General features: G+C 63.8%; 16 protein-coding genes. 8 read left to right on the top strand and 8 right to left on the bottom strand.

What is annotated here, in order from left to right; translation table 11 throughout:
• Nucleotides 1–10 precede the first annotated feature (10 nt).
• Genes TM49_RS10290 through TM49_RS10280 form a run of 3 tightly spaced genes read left to right on the top strand, consistent with a single transcriptional unit; the run spans nt 11 to nt 5,753 of the window.
• A complete protein-coding gene (locus TM49_RS10290) occupies nt 11–913 on the top strand; it encodes a DUF58 domain-containing protein (RefSeq protein ID WP_045681058.1) in 903 nt (300 codons plus the stop codon).
• Nucleotides 910–3,687 (top strand): DUF4159 domain-containing protein, encoded by a 2,778-nt coding sequence (locus TM49_RS10285; RefSeq protein ID WP_045681056.1) that lies wholly within the window; start codon nt 910–912, stop codon nt 3,685–3,687. Before TM49_RS10290 ends, TM49_RS10285 begins: the two co-directional genes overlap by 4 nt.
• Nucleotides 3,687–5,753: a membrane protein gene (locus TM49_RS10280; protein ID WP_045681054.1), complete on the top strand. Its 2,067-nt coding sequence runs from the start codon at nt 3,687–3,689 to the stop codon at nt 5,751–5,753. Before TM49_RS10285 ends, TM49_RS10280 begins: the two co-directional genes overlap by 1 nt.
• 45 nt (nt 5,754–5,798) lie before the next feature.
• Here the strand turns inward: TM49_RS10280 and TM49_RS10275 are convergent, their stop codons facing one another.
• Nucleotides 5,799–6,302 carry a GNAT family N-acetyltransferase gene (locus TM49_RS10275; protein WP_045681052.1) on the bottom strand — a complete coding sequence of 168 codons (504 nt, stop codon included), beginning with the start codon at nt 6,300–6,302 and terminating at the stop codon, nt 5,799–5,801.
• A 279-nt stretch (nt 6,303–6,581) separates the two neighbouring features.
• On the opposite strand from TM49_RS10275, the gene TM49_RS10270 reads away from it, so the two are divergent.
• On the top strand, nt 6,582–7,559 hold the full coding sequence (locus tag TM49_RS10270; protein WP_045681050.1) for a glutathione S-transferase family protein: 978 nt from the start codon (nt 6,582–6,584) through the stop codon (nt 7,557–7,559).
• 69 nt (nt 7,560–7,628) lie between these two features.
• The gene (locus TM49_RS10265; protein WP_045681048.1) at nt 7,629–8,552 is read left to right on the top strand and encodes a metallophosphoesterase family protein; all 924 of its coding nucleotides are present in this window, start codon (nt 7,629–7,631) and stop codon (nt 8,550–8,552) included.
• Here the strand turns inward: TM49_RS10265 and TM49_RS10260 are convergent.
• Entirely contained in the window at nt 8,528–9,190 is a 663-nt protein-coding gene (locus TM49_RS10260) for a CerR family C-terminal domain-containing protein (protein WP_045681046.1), read from the bottom strand. The two genes, TM49_RS10265 and TM49_RS10260, sit on opposite strands and share 25 nt — an antisense overlap.
• 411 nt (nt 9,191–9,601) lie before the next feature.
• Between TM49_RS10260 and TM49_RS10255 the strand changes: the two genes are divergently transcribed.
• The gene (locus TM49_RS10255) at nt 9,602–10,234 is read left to right on the top strand and encodes a hypothetical protein (RefSeq protein ID WP_045681044.1); all 633 of its coding nucleotides are present in this window, start codon (nt 9,602–9,604) and stop codon (nt 10,232–10,234) included.
• A gap of 62 nt (nt 10,235–10,296) precedes the next feature.
• Here TM49_RS10255 and leuA read toward each other — a convergent pair whose 3' ends face one another.
• The 3 genes from leuA to TM49_RS10240 form a co-directional block, all read right to left on the bottom strand.
• On the bottom strand, nt 10,297–12,003 hold the full coding sequence (gene leuA, locus TM49_RS10250) for a 2-isopropylmalate synthase (protein WP_045681041.1): 1,707 nt from the start codon (nt 12,001–12,003) through the stop codon (nt 10,297–10,299).
• Nucleotides 12,004–12,293: 290 nt separating this feature from the next.
• Nucleotides 12,294–13,487: a benzoate/H(+) symporter BenE family transporter gene (locus tag TM49_RS10245; RefSeq protein ID WP_045681038.1), complete on the bottom strand. Its 1,194-nt coding sequence runs from the start codon at nt 13,485–13,487 to the stop codon at nt 12,294–12,296.
• Between the two features lie 64 nt (nt 13,488–13,551).
• Nucleotides 13,552–14,133, bottom strand: a complete 582-nt coding sequence (locus TM49_RS10240) for an ATP-dependent Clp protease proteolytic subunit (protein ID WP_045681036.1) — start codon at nt 14,131–14,133, stop codon at nt 13,552–13,554.
• A gap of 265 nt (nt 14,134–14,398) precedes the next feature.
• Here TM49_RS10240 and TM49_RS10235 point away from each other — a divergent pair, with 265 nt between their 5' ends.
• Nucleotides 14,399–15,439 (top strand): aldo/keto reductase, encoded by a 1,041-nt coding sequence (locus tag TM49_RS10235; RefSeq protein ID WP_045685102.1) that lies wholly within the window; start codon nt 14,399–14,401, stop codon nt 15,437–15,439.
• Between the two features lie 152 nt (nt 15,440–15,591).
• Entirely contained in the window at nt 15,592–16,179 is a 588-nt protein-coding gene (locus tag TM49_RS10230; RefSeq protein ID WP_082074699.1) for a HupE/UreJ family protein, read from the top strand.
• Nucleotides 16,180–16,234: 55 nt separating this feature from the next.
• Here the strand turns inward: TM49_RS10230 and queF are convergent, their stop codons facing one another.
• The 3 genes from queF to TM49_RS10215 form a co-directional block, all read right to left on the bottom strand.
• Nucleotides 16,235–16,699 carry a preQ(1) synthase gene (queF, locus tag TM49_RS10225; protein WP_045681034.1) on the bottom strand — a complete coding sequence of 155 codons (465 nt, stop codon included), beginning with the start codon at nt 16,697–16,699 and terminating at the stop codon, nt 16,235–16,237.
• A gap of 17 nt (nt 16,700–16,716) precedes the next feature.
• Nucleotides 16,717–17,634 (bottom strand): cation diffusion facilitator family transporter, encoded by a 918-nt coding sequence (locus TM49_RS10220; RefSeq protein ID WP_045681032.1) that lies wholly within the window; start codon nt 17,632–17,634, stop codon nt 16,717–16,719.
• 123 nt (nt 17,635–17,757) lie between these two features.
• Nucleotides 17,758–19,965 (bottom strand): anthranilate synthase, encoded by a 2,208-nt coding sequence (locus tag TM49_RS10215; RefSeq protein WP_045681030.1) that lies wholly within the window; start codon nt 19,963–19,965, stop codon nt 17,758–17,760.
• Nucleotides 19,966–19,991: the final 26 nt, after the last annotated feature.

The raw sequence follows: 19,991 nt of genomic DNA, 5'->3' as shown, positions 1-19,991 counted from the left end.
AGGATCGCCATTGGCTTCCATTGGTCAGAGTACACCGCCAACCGCCCGGACTTCGGCGCTCACCGAAGCCAAGCGGCGCGCCGCCCTGCTGCCCGATTGCCTGATCGAGGCACGGCGCATCGCCAACACGGTGATTGCCGGCTGGCACGGCAGGCGTCGGCGCGGGCCGGGTGAGAATTTCTGGCAGTTCCGGCCCTATGCCCAGGGCGAATCCATGCTGCGCATCGACTGGCGCCGTTCGGCCCGCGACGACCATACCTATGTCCGCGACATGGAGTGGGAAGCTGCCCACACCGTGTGGCTGTTTGCCGACCTGACGCCTTCGATGCATTTCCGCTCCGAGCTCGCGCCGGTTTCAAAGGAACAGCGGGCGCTGGTGCTGACGCTCGCACTGGCCGAGACGCTGCTACGCTCCGGCGAGCGCGTCGGCTTTCCGGGCCTGATGGAGCCGGTGTCGAACCGCAATGGTGCCGAGAGGCTCGCCCATGCGCTGGCGGGCGTCACCGAAGCACCGCTGCCGGAAACGCGGATGATGCGCGGCCCGTCCGAGCTCATCGTCATGGGCGACTTCCTCGATGCGCCGGACGCGATCTTCGAACGGCTGGCACCGCTTGCCGAACGCGGTCTGCGCGCTCACCTCGTCGAGATCGCCGACCCTGCCGAGGAAAGCTTTCCCTATAGCGGCCGCACAGCCTTTTTTGACCCCGAAACCGGACAGGAGCTCACGCTTGGCCGGGCCGAGAGCCTGAAGGAAGCCTACCTTTCGCAATATGCCGAGCGGCGGCGGATCCTTGCCGAACGCGCCCGCACCTCGGGCTGGACCTTCTTTACCCACCATACCGACAGACCTGCGTCGGAGGCGCTGACCGCCATCCACATGCGGCTTTCCGGTGATGCGGGAGGACGCGCATGATCGGCGCCTTCGCCTTCCTCAGCCCCTGGGTGCTCGCCGCCCTCGTCGCCCTGCCGGCAATCTGGTGGCTTCTGAAACTGACTCCGCCACGGCCGAAGCGCGAGGTCTTTCCGCCGCTTGCGATCCTGCTCCGGCTTGCCCGGCGCGACGAGACGCCGGCGCGCAGCCCGTGGTGGCTGACGCTGCTCCGAATGACGCTCGCCGCCCTGGTCATCCTCGCGATTGCCAATCCGGTGCTGAACCCGGAGCGCACGACGATCTCCACCGATGGTCCACTGGCGCTTCTCATCGACAATGGCTGGGCAAGCGCCGAGGACTGGGACGAACGCACCCGCGCCGCCGAAGCGCTGATCGATGCCGCCGGCCGCGCCGACCTGCCGGTGATGCTCGCCTTCACGGCTGACGCCACCAATGACGCGACGCCGCTTTCGGCGAGCGAGGCAGCCGAGCAGCTTGCCGCCGCCACGCCCCTTCCGCTGAAGCCCGACCGGCTGGCGGCCGCGGAGGCGCTTTCGCAGGGCTTTGCCGATAATGCGCCCGGCACGCTTGCCTACATCACCGATGATCTCGCCGGGCCGGACGACGAGGCGGCATTCGACCTGCTCGGAACCTCGGGCGCCCGCGATGTCGCTCTGCTGAGTGCTGCCGACGACCGGCCGGCCGCCCTGACCGGCGCGGAAAACGATGCGGATGCCACCCGGATATCGGCGACGCGCGCATCGAGCACGGCGGAACAGACGCTGACCATTGACGCCTACGACATGGAGGGGCGCCTGATCGCCACGACACCGCTCATCTTCGCCGCCGGAAGCGACGCTGCCGCCGCGGAACTCCGCGCCCCCTTCGAGGTGCGTAACGATTTCGCCCGGCTTGCGATCGATGGCGAGGCCAATGCTGGCGCCGTCCATCTCGTCGACGACGCCTTTCGCCGGCGCCGGGTCGCTCTCGTCGCGGGAGATGCCGGCAACGACGCCCAGCCGCTGCTGAATGGCGACTATTACCTGAGACAGGCACTCGCGCCCTACGCCGACCTCACCGCCAGCAACGCCGCGACAATCCCTGAGGAAATCGCAGCGGTCCTGGAGCAGAAGCCCTCCGTCGTGATCCTGAGCGATGTCGGAACGCTCCCGGACGAGGCGCATGCCGCGCTGCAGACCTTCGTCGAGGATGGCGGCACGCTCATCCGTTTCGCCGGCCCCCGGCTTGCCGCCGCCGATGGCGAGGACAGCCTGCTGCCGGTCCGGCTGCGTTCCGGCGCCCGTGCCTTCGGTGGCGCGATGAGCTGGAGCGAGCCGCAGCCCCTGGCCCCGTTCACGCCCGACAGTCCGTTCTACGGCCTGCCCGTTCCCGACGATATCACCGTGACCCGGCAGGTGCTGGCCGAGCCCGCACCGACACTGGCCGACCATACCTGGGCAAGCCTTGCCGACGGCACGCCGCTGGTCACGGAAGGCACGCTCGGCGAAGGCCGCATCGTTCTGTTCCACACCTCAGCCGACCCCGACTGGTCGAACCTGCCGATCTCGGGCTATTTCGTCGAGATGCTGCGCCGGGTCGTCAACCTGTCGCGGGCGAGCGCGGTGGACGGAGGCGATGGCGCGGGCTCGCTGCTGCCACCCTACCGGCTGCTCACCGCCAATGGCGTTCTCACCGGTGAGACCGCAGGGGCAAAGCCGCTTGCATCGGGAGACCACCCCGCTGCCACGCACGAGAATCCGCCCGGCCTCTACGGCTCGGCCGATGGCTTCGTCGCGCTCAATCTGTTTCGTCCGGGCGATACCCTCGCAGCGCTCGACGCCAGCGCGCTTTCGGCCCGGTCACTGCCTGTGGGCGGGGAGAAGCCCTTCAGCCTGAAGCCATTCCTGCTGGCAGCGGCACTGGTGCTGCTGCTCATCGACGGGATCATCATTCTGGCGATCAACGGGGCCTTTACGCGCCTGCAACCCCGCCGGGTGGCCGTGCCCTTCATTCTCGCCGCAGCACTCGCCCTGCCGCTTGGAACGATGCCCGGCGAGGCGCGGGCGGCCATGACCGATGCCGAGATCACCGAACTGCTCTACGAGACCCATCTCGCCTATGTCGTCACCGGCGAGGCAGATGTCGACCGGATTTCGGAACGCGGGCTGAAGGGGCTTTCAGATTTCATCTCCTATCGCACGGCACTCGAACCCGGCGATCCGATCGGTGTCGATCCAGCCAATGACGAGCTTGCCTTCTATCCGCTGGTCTACTGGCCGATCTCGGCCTCGGCGCCGATGCCGTCGGAAACGGCGATTGCCAATATCGAGGCCTATATGCGCAATGGCGGCACCGTGCTGTTCGACACCCGCGACCAGTATTCGCCGCTCGGCCAGGGCGCCGTCAGCGCGAATACCGAGCGCCTGCGCGCCATCCTCGACACGATAGACGTGCCGCCGCTCGAGCCGGTGCCGGAGGGCCATGTGCTGACGCGGTCGTTCTACCTGCTTTCCGATTTTCCCGGCCGCTATGATGGCTCGCCGCTCTGGGTCGAGGCGCGGGGCGATGCGGCGGGTGACGCGATCACCAGCGGCGGCGACGGCGTTTCGCCGATCCTGATCACCGGCAACGACTTCGCCGGCGCCTGGGCGATCAACCCGGACAGCACGCCGATGCTGCCGACCGTGCCGGAGAACCAGCGCCAGCGCCAGCTTGCCTATCGCACCGGCGTCAACATCGTGATGTACATGCTCACCGGTAACTACAAGGCCGACCAGGTGCATATCCCGGCATTGCTGGAAAGGCTCGGCCAGTAATGGAACTGACCTTCGCACCGCTGCTGCCGTACTTTCTCGTCTATGCCGCGCTCGCCGCCGTCGTCGTGGCGGCGATCCTCGGTTATGCGACGCGGATGCGGGCGACGACGCTTCGCGCCGCTGCCGGCCTGCTTCTGGTCGCCGCCATCGCCAACCCGACGGTCAGCCGCGAGGAGCGTTCGGCGCTTTCGACGGTTGTTCCGATCATCGTCGACCGCAGCCAGAGCCAGCGCACCGGCGACCGCGAGGGCCAGACCGATGCGGCGCTCGCTGCGCTGACCGACAGGCTTTCAGAGGAACCGGGCATCGAGCCGCGCGTGGTCGACATCACGACATCGAACGAGAACGGCAGTGCCGAAACCCGAGCCTTCGCTGCCTTGACGGAGGCTGTGCGCGACGTTCCGCCGAGCCGGCTTGGCGCTGCCTTCCTGATCACCGATGGCGAGATCCACGATATTCCGGACGATGCCTCCGGCCTGCCGGCGAATGTGCCCGTCAACGCCCTCATCACCGGCGATCCCGATGAATATGACCGCCGGATCGAGATCGACGAGGCGCCGCGTTTCGGCCTCGTCGGCGAGAGCCTTCCCGTCGAGTTCACCGTCATCAACGAGGGCGCCGACATGCCGGCGAGCGACCAGCCGGTGACGGTCACCGCGCGGCTGAACGGCTCCGTCGTCGCCGAGATGCGGGTCGAGCCCGGTCTTCCGACCCGCTACGTCTTCGATATCCCGAACGGTGGGGAGAACATCATCGAACTCTCCGTGCCGCCGGTCGACGGCGAACTGACCACGGTGAACAACCGCGCCGTACAGGAGATCGAGGGCATCCGCGAGAACCTGCGGGTGCTGCTGGTCTCGGGTTCGCCGCACAATGGCGAGCGGACCTGGCGCAACCTGCTGAAATCCGACGCCTCGGTGGACCTTGTGCACTTCACCATCCTGCGACCGCCGGAAAAGCAGGACGGCACGCCGATCAACGAACTCTCGCTGATCGCCTTTCCAACCCGCGAACTGTTCGTCGACAAGATCAAGGACTTCGACCTCATCATCTTCGACCGTTACCAGAACCGCGGCGTGCTGCCGCTGCTCTACTACGACAACATCGCGCAATATGTGAGGAATGGCGGCGCGCTTCTGGTCGCGGCCGGTCCGGAGATCGCCAGTGCCGAATCGATCGCGGATACGCCGCTCTCGGCCGTGCTGCCCGCTATTCCGACCGGTGACCTTGCCGAGGGCGCTTTCTATCCTGAGATATCAGAGACAGGCGAAAAGCATCCCGTCACCCGCGATCTGCCGGGCGGCGGACAGACACCGCCGGCCTGGGGCCGCTGGTTCCGGTCCATCCCCGTCGGCAGCACCAATGGCGAGACCGTGATGACGGCGGACGGCGCGCCGCTTCTGGTGCTTTCGCGTGAAGGCGAAGGGCGGGTCGCGGAGTTTCTCTCTGACCAGGGCTGGCTCTGGGCTCGCGGCTTCGAAGGCGGCGGTCCCTATGTGCCGCTCTATCGCCGCATCGCCCACTGGCTGATGAAGGAGCCGGCGCTGGAAGAAGAGGCGCTGACGGCACGGGCCGACGGCGAAACGCTGGAAATCACCCGACAGACCATGGCGGACGCCCCCACCCCCGCAACCGTTCTCTTCCCGTCCGGCAAAAGCCGCAGCGTCACGCTGCAGGAGGTCGAGCCCGGACTGTTCCGCGCCGAAGTGCCGGTTGACGAAATGGGTCTGTTCACGGTCGAGAACGGCGACCTGCGCCGCCTCGTCAATATCGGCGACCCGAACGCTCCGGAATTCCGCGCGATGATCTCGACGACCGAAACCCTGGCTCCGCTAGCCGAAGAAACCGACGGCGTGGTGGCCCGGGTCGCAGGCGGCGGGCTACCGCAGATCCGCGTGATCGATGAAGCCCAGCGCCGCAGCGGCGGCGCGGCTATGCCGATCGTCGCCACCTCGGACACCAGGCTCGAAAGCATCCGCTCGCTGCCGTTGTTCAACGGCCTCGTCGGCCTTGCGGCTCTGCTGGCGCTGATTTCGGCCACCTGGTGGCGCGAAGGGCGGAGCTAAAGCGGTTCCCGGCAGAAGAGAAACCGGCTTGCCGCGCTGAATGGCTCAAAAACAGTCCCGGAACCGCATCATGCCGACCATATTTGCCTCGACGCCTTCGACGAGCGGCACGGCGAGCAGCCGGCGCGGATCGACCGGGCCCGGCAGTTCAAGGGTCGGCGGGATGATGGGCCTGAAACCGAGAGGGCCGTAATAGGGCGCGTCGCCGACAAGCACCACAACCTCCGAGCCCGCCTTTTCCGCGGCGTCGACGGCGATGCGCACCAGTTGCCGGCCGATGCCCCGGTTCTTGAAGGAAGGCCGCACCGCCAGAGGGCCGAGCATGTGGCCTTCCGCCTTGCCGGCAAAGACCGGCGTCATCCGCACTGAAGCGATCACCTGGTCGGCATCCAGACAGACGAAGGAGAGGTTCATGTCGTGCGGCCCCTGCTCGCGGATGCGGCTTGCCGTACGCGCAAAACGTCCGGGACCGAAGGCCTCGGCGTTGATGTCCTCAATCTCGCTGTCGTGGGAGGGGGCCTCGGGGCAGTAGCACAGTTCGGATGTCATGGTCTTATGCCTGTATCGAAAACGCAGGAAAACAAAGCAGCCGGAGGGTGATCCTTCCGGGTTTGATGATCTTCAGCGTCGTCGCAGGTCCCGCATGACAAATTCCAGTTTTCAATGCCCGATCGCCACTAGCAGGAAAAATCCTGCCCGTCCAGCACGATAGCACCACAAAGGCGCAGCTTTCGGCGCATCCGCAACACACTGTCAAGCAAATGAGGTCTGGCAAAAGCAGACCAGCGCCGTATTTACGGGAAAACACGGAGTTGAAAGGAGCGTTCCATGGGCATGCTTGTGGACGGCGTCTGGAAAGACGTCTGGTACGACACCAAGAAATCAGGCGGACACTTCAAACGCGAAAGCTCGCAGTTCAGGAACTGGGTGACCGCTGACGGCAGTGCCGGCCCCACCGGCGAAGGCGGCTTTGCCGCCGAGAAGGACCGCTACCACCTCTATGTCGCGCTGGCCTGCCCCTGGGCACACCGGACGCTGATCTTCCGCAAGCTCAAGGGGCTTGAGGACGTGATCGGCCTTTCGATCGTCGACCCGCTGATGCTGGAAAACGGCTGGGAATTCAAGAACCGCGACGGCGGCACCAACGACCCGATCAACGGCGCCGATTACCTTTGGCAGGTCTATCTGAAGGCGGACCCCGATTACACCGGCCGCGTGACCGTTCCGGTGCTCTGGGACAAGAAGCAGAAGACGATCGTTTCGAACGAATCCGCCGAAATCATCCGCATGTTCAACAGCGCCTTCGACGGGATCACCGGCAATACGCTGGACTTCTATCCCGAGACACTGAGAGCAGGCATCGACGAGATCAACGCCACCGTTTACAGCAACGTCAACAACGGCGTCTACAAGGCCGGCTTCGCGACCACGCAGGCCGCCTATGAGGAGCATGTGACCAAGCTCTTCGGGACGCTCGATATGCTGGAAGACCGGCTGGCGGGCAATCGTTACCTGATGGGTGACCAACTGACGGAAGCCGACTGGCGGCTCTTCACCACATTGGTGCGCTTCGACCCGGTCTATGTCGGCCACTTCAAGTGCAATCTGCGCCGCATCGCCGACTATCCCAATCTCTCGGGTTATCTGCGCGACCTGTACCAGGTTCCGGGCGTCAGCGAGACGGTCAATATCGACCACATCAAGCGCCATTATTACAGCTCTCACAAGACCATCAACCCGACCGGCATCGTGCCCAAGGGACCGCTTCTCGATCTTGACGCCCCCCACGGGCGCGAGAGCATCTGAACGCGCTTCGGCCGCGGCGACGGACAAACGTCGCTTGCGGCCGAAAGCCGGCCCGTTTATGAGTGGCTCATGTTCACACTGGCGCATATTTCAGACGTTCACCTCGGACCACTGCCGCAGCTCTCGCCACGCGAGCTCTTCTCCAAGCGCATTACCGGCTTCTTCAACTGGCAACGCAATCGCAAGAAGCAGCTCGGCAAGGACACGCTTGAGAACCTGCTGCTGGCGCTTGCCGATGAGGCGCCCGACCACCTCGCGATCACCGGTGACCTCGTCAACCTGGCGACCAAGACCGAGATCGAGAACGCCGGGGAATGGCTGAAGAGCGTGGGGCCGGCGCATGAGGTTTCCCTCATTCCCGGCAATCATGACGCCTATGTCGGCGGTGCCTACGCCCGCGTCTGTCGGGCCTGGCATGACTACATGCTGGGCGACGATGCCGCCGGGCAAGACGAAGCGCCGATCGCCTTCCCCTATTTGCGCCGGCGCGGCCCGGTCGCAATCATCGGCTGCTCTTCGGCTGTGCCCTCCCCGCCATTTCTTGCCATCGGCACCTTCGAGCGGAAGCAGGCGCGCAAAACGGCCGAGCTCCTGAAACAGGCCGGCGAAGAAGGGCTGTTCCGCATCGTGATGATCCACCATCCGCCGGTCAGAAATGCCGCCGCACGCCACAAGCGGCTGATCGGCATTCGCCGCTTCCGCGCGGCAATCTCTACCGGCGGCTGCGAGCTCGTCCTGCACGGCCACACCCATCTCAACACGGTGAATTTCATCGAGACGCCGCAGGGCAAGACACCGGTCATCGGCATTGCCGCGGCAGGCCAGGGCACCGGCGGCAAGAAGCCGCCATCGGCCTTCAACATGATTTCGGTATCCGGCAAGCCCGGTCAGTGGGAAATGCACTGCCGGCGCCATGCGCTCAGCGCCGAAAGCGGCGCCATCGAGCCGGAAAGCGAATTCCGCTTTTCCTACGCTGCCGGCTCCAGCGCATAGGCATCGATCAGCGAATTGATGCTGATTTCCAGCGCGGCGCGCACCTGCGAGCACTCGGCCGGCCCGAAGCTCTCCCAATGCATCGACCGCCGGACGATATGGCGACACAGCCGGAAATACATCGACTGGCCGAGCAGCGTGAAGGTCAGCACCCGCGTCTCTTCGCTTTCCGGATCGCGATGGGCGGCTCGCGCCAGCAATTGCTGCAGGTGCTTGTGCAGCGGCGCCAGATACTGATCATAGATCAGGTCAAAGGCATCGCTCGGCTGAGCAAGATGCCGCATCATGAAGGTCGAGATCGCCTCGGCGTCGTCGCGCCCGGTGATGGGCGTCACCATCAACAGCACGGTGTGGATGAGGTCGGTGCGGGCCTCCTCGGGCAACATGTCGTCAGGAATGGCATCGAGAATCCCCTTGCCGAGGCTTTCCTCCGCCGCCTCGATGACATAGAGCGCGCAGGCGCGCAGCAGTCCGGGCTTGCCACCGAAGTGATAGGCGATGCTGCCGATATTGGCATTCGCATGTTCAGCGATCTTGCGGGTCGAAACAGCATTGTAACCGTATTCGCCAAACAGGCGGAGCGCGGTATCGATGATAGCCTGTCTTGTCGCCGCGGCACCTTGCAGGGTCTCGGTCATGACGTTCCCGTATTTTGCAGACGATCATTCAACTGATTAAGCCCCCACGCCTATAAACCTAAAACAGGTCATTTTAAATCCCCGGCGCACATTCTTCCTCGGTCTGTTCCTCTTCGCAAGTCATGCCGCAACATTTTGCAACAATCGGTCACATTTTTTGGCGATAGCGGTTCCAGAGTTGACGGAAACCTAGCAACGGGCAGCCTTCGGGAAAACCAGGCGCATAAAACGCTGAAAGCCGGGCAACTGTTCTTGTGCCCCCTTGTTTCCGAGGGTTCGAGAAGGCAATATCGCGCGCGGTATCCCTGCCGGCCCGGAATTCGGACAGGCTTTCAGATCGACGGGGCATGCCACATCAGGAATGCGGGACGCCAGGCGATCACAGGCGTGGAACGATCCCGCCGGAATTGGATGCCTTTCAGGATCAAGATGGATATCGCGGTCAAGAGCAAGAACAGAAAGACGGGCTGGTTGTCCTCACTGCGCCGGCGGCCGCTGCTGCCGTTCCTGCTTGGTTTGACCCTGCTCGGCATTGGCGTCGCCGCCGGCATGAGCTTCTCGCGCAGCGGCGATCCGGGCGGGCTCAACACGCTCGCCCTTAGCGTCGACCAGAACGACGACTGGATTGACGACATCTGTTCCAATTACCGGATCTTTGGCAAAAGCTTCCAGCCGATGACCGATGTCGGCCCCGAGGACGAGGGCGCCGTGGCGGAGCTTGTGCGCCGCATGACAGGCCTCGAAATGACCGTCCCATCCTTCGAGGGTACCACCCAGATCTTCGAGGGCGCGCGTATCGTCGCCATCAACCGCCTGCCTGGCGTCGAACTCTTCTATCGCAACACCTCCGGCGACCTGCTTTCGGTGTTCATCCTGGCCCGGCCGGTGTCCGAAGAGCATCAGTTGAGCGAAGTCCAGGAAACGATCCGCGACAACCTCACTGTCGCGTGGTGGCAGGGTGAGCGCGCGCTGTTCGCCCTCGTCGGCCCCTCTTCCGAGGCCGACATGCCGGAGCTCGCTCAGGCTGCCTATCTGAAACTCTAGGCCCTGCAAAAAAGCCGGAAGCGCATCGCTCCCGGCTTCGACATGATGCAGAACTGACGACCTCAGCCCGCCTTCGCCGCCAGCACCAGGTTTGCGGCCGAGACGATGGCCTCGAGGGATGCCGCGACGATATTGGTGTTGATGCCGACGCCGAACATCCTGCCGCCATCATACTCGACCTCGACATAGGCAATCGCCTTGGCATCCGAGCCCTGGTTCAGCGAATGCTCGGAATAATCGGCAACCGAGAGCTTGGTGCCGAGATAGGCCGACAGCGCGTTGATGAAGCCGTCGACCGGGCCATTGCCCTTGGCGTCGATCCGCTTTTTCTCGCCCCTGTCCGTGATCTCGGCGGTGACGACGCGCACGCCCTTAGCCTCCCCCTGCGGATAGGTGTGGTGGTCGATGAACTTGATGCGGCCATCGGGCTGGTCGACATAATGCTCCATGAAGGTGTCGTAGATCCGTTTGGAAGGCAGTTCGCGGCCCTCCTCGTCGGTGATCTTCTGGATCAGTTCGCGGAAGGCGACCTGCAGGCCGCGCGGCATATGGATGCCGTGGTCGCTCTGCAGGATATAGGCGATGCCGCCCTTGCCGGACTGCGAGTTGATGCGGATGATCGCCTCGTAGGTGCGCCCGACATCCTGCGGATCGATCGGCAGATAGGGCACTTCCCAGATCGGCTTGTTGGCCATCCGGATCGCCTTCATGCCCTTGTTGATCGCATCCTGGTGGGAGCCGGAGAACGCCGTGTAGACCAGTTCGCCGACGTAAGGATGACGTTCAGGGATCACCATCTGGTTCGAATATTCGTAGACGGCCTTCATGCGCTCGATGTCGGAGCAATCCAGCTCCGGATCGACCCCTTGCGTGAACATGTTCAGCGCCAGCGTGACAATATCGACATTGCCGGTGCGCTCGCCATTGCCGAACAGCGTGCCTTCGACGCGGTCAGCGCCCGCCATGACGCCGAGTTCGGCCGCTGCGATGCCCGTACCACGGTCATTGTGCGGATGGACGGAGATGATCAGGTTCTCGCGATTGTCGAGATTGCGGCACATCCACTCGATCTGGTCGGCATAGATGTTCGGCGTCGACATCTCGACGGTCGACGGCAGGTTGATGATCAGCTTGTTATCGGCGGTCGGCTTCACCTCTTCGATGACGGCGTTGCAGACTTCGAGCGCCACGTCCAGCTCCGTGCCGGTAAAGCTCTCCGGCGAGTATTCGAAGCGATAGCCGCCGCCGGCCTTGGCGGCCATGTCGGTGATCATCTTCGCCGCGTCGACGGCGATCTGCTTGATGCCGGCAACGTCCTTGCCGAACACGACACGACGCTGCAGTTCGCTGGTGGAATTGTAGAAATGCACGATCGGGCGGCGCGCGCCTTCCAGCGACTGAAAGGTGCGGGTGATCAGTTCCGGCCGGCACTGCACCAGCACCTGCAGGGAAACATCGTCGCCAACCTGATCGTTTTCGACGCACCAGCGGGCAAAGTCGAAATCGGTCTGCGAGGCCGACGGAAAGCCGATCTCGATTTCCTTGAAGCCCATGTCCAGCAGCAGCTGGAACATGCGGGCCTTGCGGTCCTGCCCCATCGGATCGACCAGCGCCTGATTGCCATCGCGCAGATCGACAGAACACCAGATCGGTGCCTTCTCGATGCGTTTCGACGGCCACTGCCGGTCGGTCAGGTTGATCTGCGAATAGGGCTGATACTTGTTCGCCGCTGCCGGCATGCCCTTCGGGGTGGTGTTTCTCACGTCCATCTTGTCCTCGGCTGCCGGTCGCTCTCAAAGCGCAATCCGGGCGTTGCCGTCCTCATGTTTTCGTCGATATGTGGGATGAAGGAGCGCTTGGTGCCGAGCGGCTTTCCGGCCGCCGGGCGCTCCTTACAGGACCCGGCAACCGCGGATAAGGCCGAGAAGAAGGAGCGAGGCGCGCAGAACGGCTGGCGCGGGAGCGCGCGAAATCGAAACCGGGTTCTGTGCAGCAATCGTGGTCATGGCGGTTTGATAGCCGCTTGCCCGGAAAATTGCAATCGGAAAACATCCGCCCCTCATGGCGCCTTCGCGCGGCGGGCGTCGACGGCGCGCTTCAGGCCGTAGATCGCCAGTCCGGTCGCAAGCCCCCAGAAGGCACCGGAGATGCCGAAGAAGCCGACGCCGGAGGCTGCAACGAGGAAGGTCGCCGCAGAGGCCTCGCGCGCATCCGCATCCTTGAAGGCGGCAAGGGCGGCGCCCGAAAAGGCCCCGATCAGCGCCAGCCCCGCCACCGCCTCGATCAGCACCGGCGGTGCCAGCGACACGAGCAGCACGATAAGGCCGCTCAGCAGCCCGAAGACGATGTAGAACACACCGGCGACGATTGCCGCCCAATAGCGCCGCTTCGGGTCGGGATGCGCATCCGGCCCGGCGCACATCGCAGCGGTAATGGCGGCGAGATTGACGCCGTGTCCGCCGAAGGGCGCGGCTGCAAGCGAGAACAGGCCGGTGACCGTGAACATCCGACCGGCGGAAGGCCGGTAGTCATTGATGTTGAGGATCGCGACGCCGGGAATGTTCTGCGAGGCCATGGTGACGATGAAGAGCGGCAGCGCGATCGAGATCGCCGCCTGCAGGCTGAACTCGGGCGTCACCCAGATCAGCCGCGGCACAGCGCTCGCGCCAAGCCCCTGCCAGGCATCCGGTGGGATATCGACACCGAAAAACAGCACGATGAGAAAGGCCAGGAGTGCCGCCGGCACAGCCAGCAAGCGGTTGAAGGCACCGACAACGAGCCAGGCCAGCACGATCGGCAGGCCGAGCAGCGGGTTGAAGGCCACGGCCTCGACCGGGGCGAAGCAGAGACCGATCAGCACGCCGGCGAGCATGGCGTTCGCCAGCGGTGAGGGAATGGCTGAGATGGCACGCCCGACCGGGCGCAGCATGCCAGCCAGCACGATCAGCACATTGGCGAGGATGAAGGCACCGACCGCTTCGGCAAAGCCGCCGCCAAGCGGACCGGCCGTCGCCAAGAGCGCCGCACCTGGCGTCGACCAAGCGATGGAAACCGGCATGCGGGTCACGGCGGAGATCGCGATGCCGGAAAGGCCCATGACGATCGAAAGCGCCATCAGGCCCGATGCCGACTGCGCATGACTGGCGCCGACGCCCTCAAGTCCCTGCAGCACGACCGAAAACGAGCTGGCAAAGCCGACAAAGGCCACCAGCAGACCCATGAACAGGCTCTGTGCCGAAAACGCCCTCAGCATATCCCCTCCGTCAAAACAAAAACGCCGGGCAGTTGGCCCGGCGTCCTTGTTACGTCAGATGCGCTCAGATGTCAGCCTGGCTGGTGACGATCCGCGAAACGAGGCCGTAGTCGATGGCCTCCTGTGCGGAAAGCCAGTAATCGCGATCGATATCCTTGGCGATCTTGTCTTCCGGCTGGCCTGTGGCCTCGGAGAAGATCTTGATCAGGCGCTGGTTCATCTTGATGATCTCGCGGGCCTGGATCTCGATATCCGATGCCATGCCGCGGGTGCCGCCGGAGGGCTGGTGCAGCAGGAAGCGCGTGTTCGGCAGGCAGATGCGCTGTTCCTTCGGAACCGCCACATAGATCAGCGCGCCGGCAGAGGCGACCCAGCCGGAGCCGATGATGATCACCTTCGGCTTGATGAACTTGATCATGTCATGGATGGAATCGCCGGATTCGACGTGCCCGCCCGGCGAGTTGACGTAAACGCGGATATCCTCATCGGAAACCGCCGCCATCGCGACGAGCTGCGAGCACACCCGCTGCGCCAGGTCCTGGGTGATCGGCCCGTAGATGAAGATCGACCGCGACTTGAACAGATTGGCTTCAGCTTCCTTGCCCAAGGGCAGTTCGGTCTTCTTGTCGTCTTCTTCGTCGTTCATCTGCAACTCCGGAATCAGGGTTCTTCCCTCCCGACTTAATGCCAATGAACCGGCAATACAATGTCCCGAACTGCAAAGGCCGCGATGAAGCGCATATTCGGCGCCCACTCTTGAAAGCGTGCCCGCGACACCCCACGTAAAAGTGGTGTTCGGTATCGGACACCCAACCAGTATTTATAATCCAATCATCATTGATCCATTTTGCCGCATGACGAGCATCCGCATCTTCATTTGCGGCATTCTGCAGACGCGAAAGGAACATCCCTTGCGTTACAATCGACTTGGAAATTCCGGCCTCAAGGTCTCTGAACTCTGCCTCGGCACCATGACCTTCGGCGGCAAAGGCTTCTGGACCGCCATCGGCGAACTCGACCAGAAAGCCTCCGATGAACTCGTCTCTTCCGCGCTCGATGCCGGCATCAATTTCATCGACACCGCCAATGTCTATTCAGACGGCCTGTCGGAGGAAATCACCGGCCAGGCGCTGAAGAACCTCAACGTTCCCCGCGACGAAATCGTCATCGCCACCAAGGTCTTCGGCGGCGTCGGTGACGGGCCGAATGCGCGCGGTTCGTCGCGTTATCACATCATGGAACAGGTCAAGAAGAGCCTCACCCGGCTGCAGACCGACCATATCGACCTCTACCAGCTTCACGGCTTCGACAACCAGACGCCGATCGAAGAGACGCTGGAAGCCCTCGACACCCTCGTCCGCCATGGCCACGTCCGCTATGTCGGCGTCTCCAACTGGGCGGCATGGCAGATCGCCAAGGCGCTCGGTATTTCCGAACGCAAGGGCCTTGCCTCGTTCCAGTCGCTGCAGGCCTATTACACCATTGCCGGCCGCGACCTCGAGCGCGAGATCGTGCCGATGCTGAAATCGGAGGGCGTCGGGCTGATGGTCTGGTCGCCGCTGGCCGGCGGCTTCCTGTCGGGCAAATATGACCGCGACAGCCAGTCGGACGACAACGGTCGCCGCGTCAATTTCGACTTTCCGCCCGTCGACAAGGATCGCGGCTTTGCCGTCATCGACGTGATGCGCGAGATCGCGAATGCCAAGGGTGTTTCTGTCGCCCAGATCGCGCTTGCCTGGCTGCTCTACCAGCCCGTCGTCACCAGCGTCATCGTCGGCGCCAAGCGGGTCGAGCAGCTCCACGACAACATCGCCTCGACGGCGGTGGAGTTCACCGCCGAGGAGATGGAGCGCCTCAACGCCGTCTCCGCCCTGCCACGCGAATATCCGGGCTGGATGTTCGAACGTCAGTCGGGTGGCGAGACGAAAGCCGAGCCGCGGGTTTTGAAGTAAACGGCAACCTCCATGTACGAAGCCGCCCGGACCAACGCCGGGCGGCTTTTCAGCGGGCAGCGTCGCTGGCTACGCGAAATTCCCCATGGACAGGAGCGCCGGCGGGGCGATAGTCTGAACACCTTGATTTCATTGACACGAACGAGGGAACAATGTTCGCACGCACCGCCCGGCCTGCCATCCTTTCCGCTGGCATTCTCCTTGCCGCCGCCGCACCGGCCTTCGCCCATCTCAATCCGGCCGAGCATGGCTCATTCATGGCCGGGCTTTCGCACCCTCTGTTCGGTGCGGACCATATCCTGGCAATGGTTGCCGTCGGCATCTGGGCTGCGATGATCGGCGGCCGTGCGATGCTGATCGTGCCGGCTTCCTTCGTCATCACCATGGGGATCGGCTTCGCGCTGGCGCTGTCGGGCATGTCCCTGCCTTTTGTCGAGCCTGCCATCCTCGCCTCCGTCGTCGGCCTCGGCCTGCTGGTGGCCCTTGCGGTAAGGGTTCCCGCCACGGTTTCTGCAGCTGTCGTCGCGGTGTTTGCCCTCTTCCATGGCTATGCGCACGGCACCGAGCTTGGCGGCGCGGGCGCTCTTACCTTCGGCCTCGGCTTCATGGCCGGAACAGCGCTTCTGCATGCCGCCGGCGTCGGCCTCGGCATTGGCCTCAACCGCTTTGGCGGCATGACGTTGTCGCGCATCCTCGGCGGCCTGACCGCCCTTGCCGGCATCGCCATGATGGCCGGCTAAGAGCGCCGTCCCATCCAACGCAAAAAGGCGGCCCCGCAAGGTGCCGCCTTTTTGTTTATCCGCGCCCGCGATAGGGGGCCACACCCTGGTCGGGCAGCCACACGCCTTCCGGCGGCGCGCCGGTCTGCCAGAACACGTCGATCGGAATTCCCCCGCGCGGATACCAGTAGGCACCGATCCTCAGCCATTTCGGCTCGGTCAGCTCCACGATACGCTTGGCGATGTAGATCGAGCAATCCTCGTGGAAGGCGCCGTGATTGCGGAAGGAATGCAGGAAGAGCTTCAGCGATTTCGATTCAACCAGCCATTCGCCGGGAATGTAGTCGATCACGATATGGGCGAAATCCGGCTGGCCGGTCATCGGGCAGAGCGAGGTGAATTCCGGCGCGGTGAAACGCACGACGAAATCCGTCCCCGCTTGCGAAAACGGAACCTTTTCCATCACCGCCTCTTCAGGAGAGGACGGAGCGTCGACGGCATGCCCGAGCTGGGAGAGCCCTGAAACATCTGTCTTGACCATGGATCACCTTCGAAGTTCTAGTGGATGCGAACCCGGACGCCGTGCGCCTTGACGCCTTCGGGCTCGACATGGATGGCCAGCGATGCGCCGGGAATGGCCTTCTTGATCGCAGCCTCGAGTCGATCGCAGATGTCGTGCGCTTCGCCCACCGGCATGGCCTCGCTGACCACCAGGTGAAAATCGATGAAGGCCGCCGAGCCGGCGCGGCGCGTGCGCAGATCGTGAACGCCGGAGGAGCCATCGGCATTTTCGAGGATCGCCGTGCGGATGGCGTCCTCCTCCTCCTGGGTCAGCGCCACATCCATCAGCCCGCCGACCGATTCGACGATCAGCCGATAGCCAGCGTAGAGAATGTGGGCGGCAACGAGAAGCGCGATCAGCGGGTCGAAGATGGCGTAGCCGGTCGCAAGCGCGACGCCGAGGCCGATCACGACGCCGACAGAGGTCACGACATCCGTTCGGATATGCAGGCCATCGGCCACCAGCGCCGGAGACCGGAGCGACCGGCCGGCCCGGATCAGCACATAGGCCCATATGCCGTTGATGACGCTTGCGACGATGTTGACGCCCAGACCGAGATAGATGTCGTCTGGCATCGACGGATGGAACAGCTCCACCGCCGCTTCCTTGAAGATCAACAGCGCCGCAACGACGATCGCGACCCCCTCGATCACCGCGGAGATATACTCGGCCTTGTGATGACCGAACTGGTGATCGTGGTCCGCAGGCTTCGCCGCATAGACGATGGCGACATAGGCGGCGATGGAGGCGACGACATTGACGATTGATTCGAGCGCGTCTGAAAGCAACGCGACAGAGCCCGTGAGGCGCCAGGCGCCGAGCTTTATCGCGAGCACCAGGACGGAAAGCGGAATCGTGGCGAGTGCCAATTGGCGGGGCTGAAGGCCACCGCTTTTTTTCTGCCCACCACTCATATACGCCCCCCGTCACGGCACTGCGCGCGGGCGCGAGGCCCGCCTGTTCTGATCTGTCTGCCCGTTCGGCTTGAGCGCTTGCTAGTCGATCGCCACGACAATGGCAAGACAGCGTCGCTGGCGTCAGCCTGCGGCCTTTCGCCCGACGGGCGCTTCGTCGGCGCGGCCAACAAGCTTGCCCACAACATTCTCGATGATCCGCATGCCGGCATCGCCGCCGAGCGTCATGATCGATTCGGGGTGGAACTGGACCGCTGCCACCGGCTCGCTCTGATGCTCGATGCCCATGACGATGCCATCATCGGTTTCCGCCGAAATCGCGAACTCGGCGGGAAGCTGTACGGCATCGGCGAAGATCGAGTGATAGCGGCCGACGGTGATCTCGCCCGGCAGCCCGTCGAACATGCGGCCATGCTCGAGGATGCGGATGCGCGACGGCTTGCCGTGCATCGGCACGGCGAGCTGGCGCAGCGTGCCGCCATAGGCTTCCGCAAGCGCCTGCAGGCCGAGGCAGACGCCGAAGATCGGCAGGTTGCGACTGCGCGCCTTCTTGATCGTTGTCTTGCAGTCGAAATCCTTCGGGCTGCCCGGTCCGGGCGACAGCACGACCAGATCCGGATTGACGCGATCAAAGGTCTCGTCGGCCACCGGCGAGCGCACCGTTGCCACTTCGGCGCCGGTCTGGCGGAAGTAGTTGGCGAGCGTGTGGACGAAACTGTCCTCGTGATCGACCAGCAGGATCTTGAGCCCTGCCCCGGCTTTCGAGACCGAACGGGTTGCAGGCGCAAGTTTGGCGGCCTCCGCCTCGCGGATGGCGGCGAGCATGGCTGAAGCTTTCAATTCGGTCTCCGCCTCTTCGTCTTCGGGCACGGAATCATAGAGCAGGGTCGCGCCGGCACGGACCTCGGCGATACCGTCCTTGACCCGGATGGTCCGGAGCGTCAGGCCCGTGTTCATGTCGCCGTTGAAACCGACCATGCCGATGGCACCACCATACCAGGCGCGCGGGCTCTTCTCGTGGCGCTCGATGAAGCGCATCGCCCAGAGCTTCGGCGCACCGGTGACCGTCACCGCCCAGGCATGGCTGAGGAAGGCGTCAAAGGCATCCATGCCGCGACGCAGCCGGCCCTCGATATGGTCCACAGTGTGGATCAGACGCGAATACATCTCGATCTGGCGACGGCCGATGACCTTGACCGAGCCCGGCTCGCAGACCCGGCTCTTGTCGTTGCGATCGACGTCGGAGCACATGGTAAGCTCTGATTCGTCCTTCTGCGAATTCAGGAGTTTGAGGATCTGCTGGCTGTCGGCTATCGGATCCTCGCCACGTTTGATCGTGCCGGAAATCGGGCAGGTCTCGACACGACGTCCGGTGACCCGGACGAACATTTCCGGCGACGCGCCGATCAGATATTCCTGATTGCCGAGATTGATGAAGAAGGAATAAGGCGACGGGTTGGTGGCCTTCAGCCGCTTGGAGATCGCCGACGGCTTGCTGGCGCAGCGCTCCATGAACTTCTGGCCGGGAACGACCTCGAACAGGTCGCCGCGCACGAAGCTTTCCTTGGCCTTGACCACGAGTTCGGCATATTCGCCGGGGCGATGATCGCTCTTCGGCGGCACGCGATCGGAGGGCGCGAAAGGCTCGGAGGCGATATCGCCGGCCTTGCCCTCGGTCGTGACACCGTCCTTTTCGAAATCATAGCGATCGATCCAGGCCTTGGCGGCGTGGTTGTCGACCATCAGCACCTCGTCTGGGATGAACAGCACCATGTCGCGCTGATCGTCCGGGCGAACCAACTTCAGGTCGACGGCATCGAACTGGAAGGCGAGATCGTAGCCGAAGGCGCCATAGAAGCCGAGGCTCGCATCCTCGTCGGAATAGAACAGGTCGACAATCGCGCGCAGCACGGTGAAGACCGTCGGCGCCTTGGACCGCTCTTCCTCGGTAAACTGGCGGTCAGGCGCGGCAACGGTGAGGTCGATGCGCCGGTTGGTCTTGCCGGTGACCGTGACGGCATCGAGGTTTTCCAGCACCGGCAGGATGAGTGTCAGCAGCGCTTCGCCGCGGCCATTGAAGGCTTCGAGCCACACGGCGCGGCCATTGCAGGAGATGGCAGCCGGCGGATCGATGATCGCCGTATCCCAGCGGGTGTAGCGCCCCGGATATTCGTAATTCGAAGAGAAAACCGCACCGCGCCGCTCGTCGAGCCGCTCGATATAGCTCGAAATCGCATCGTCGTAACCGACTTCGCGCCGCGTGCGGGTGATGTTCACGCCACCTTTGGTCTGATAGCTCTCACCGCCATCCGGCCGTTCCTGAAGGCTCATAGTCCCGTGCTCCACCTTGCTTGGCG

It is taken from the genome of Martelella endophytica (assembly GCF_000960975.1).
GTDB lineage: Bacteria > Pseudomonadota > Alphaproteobacteria > Rhizobiales > Rhizobiaceae > Martelella > Martelella endophytica.
The sequence above is the reverse complement of the archived record's forward strand: the minus strand, read 5'-3'. Positions and strand labels throughout refer to the sequence as shown.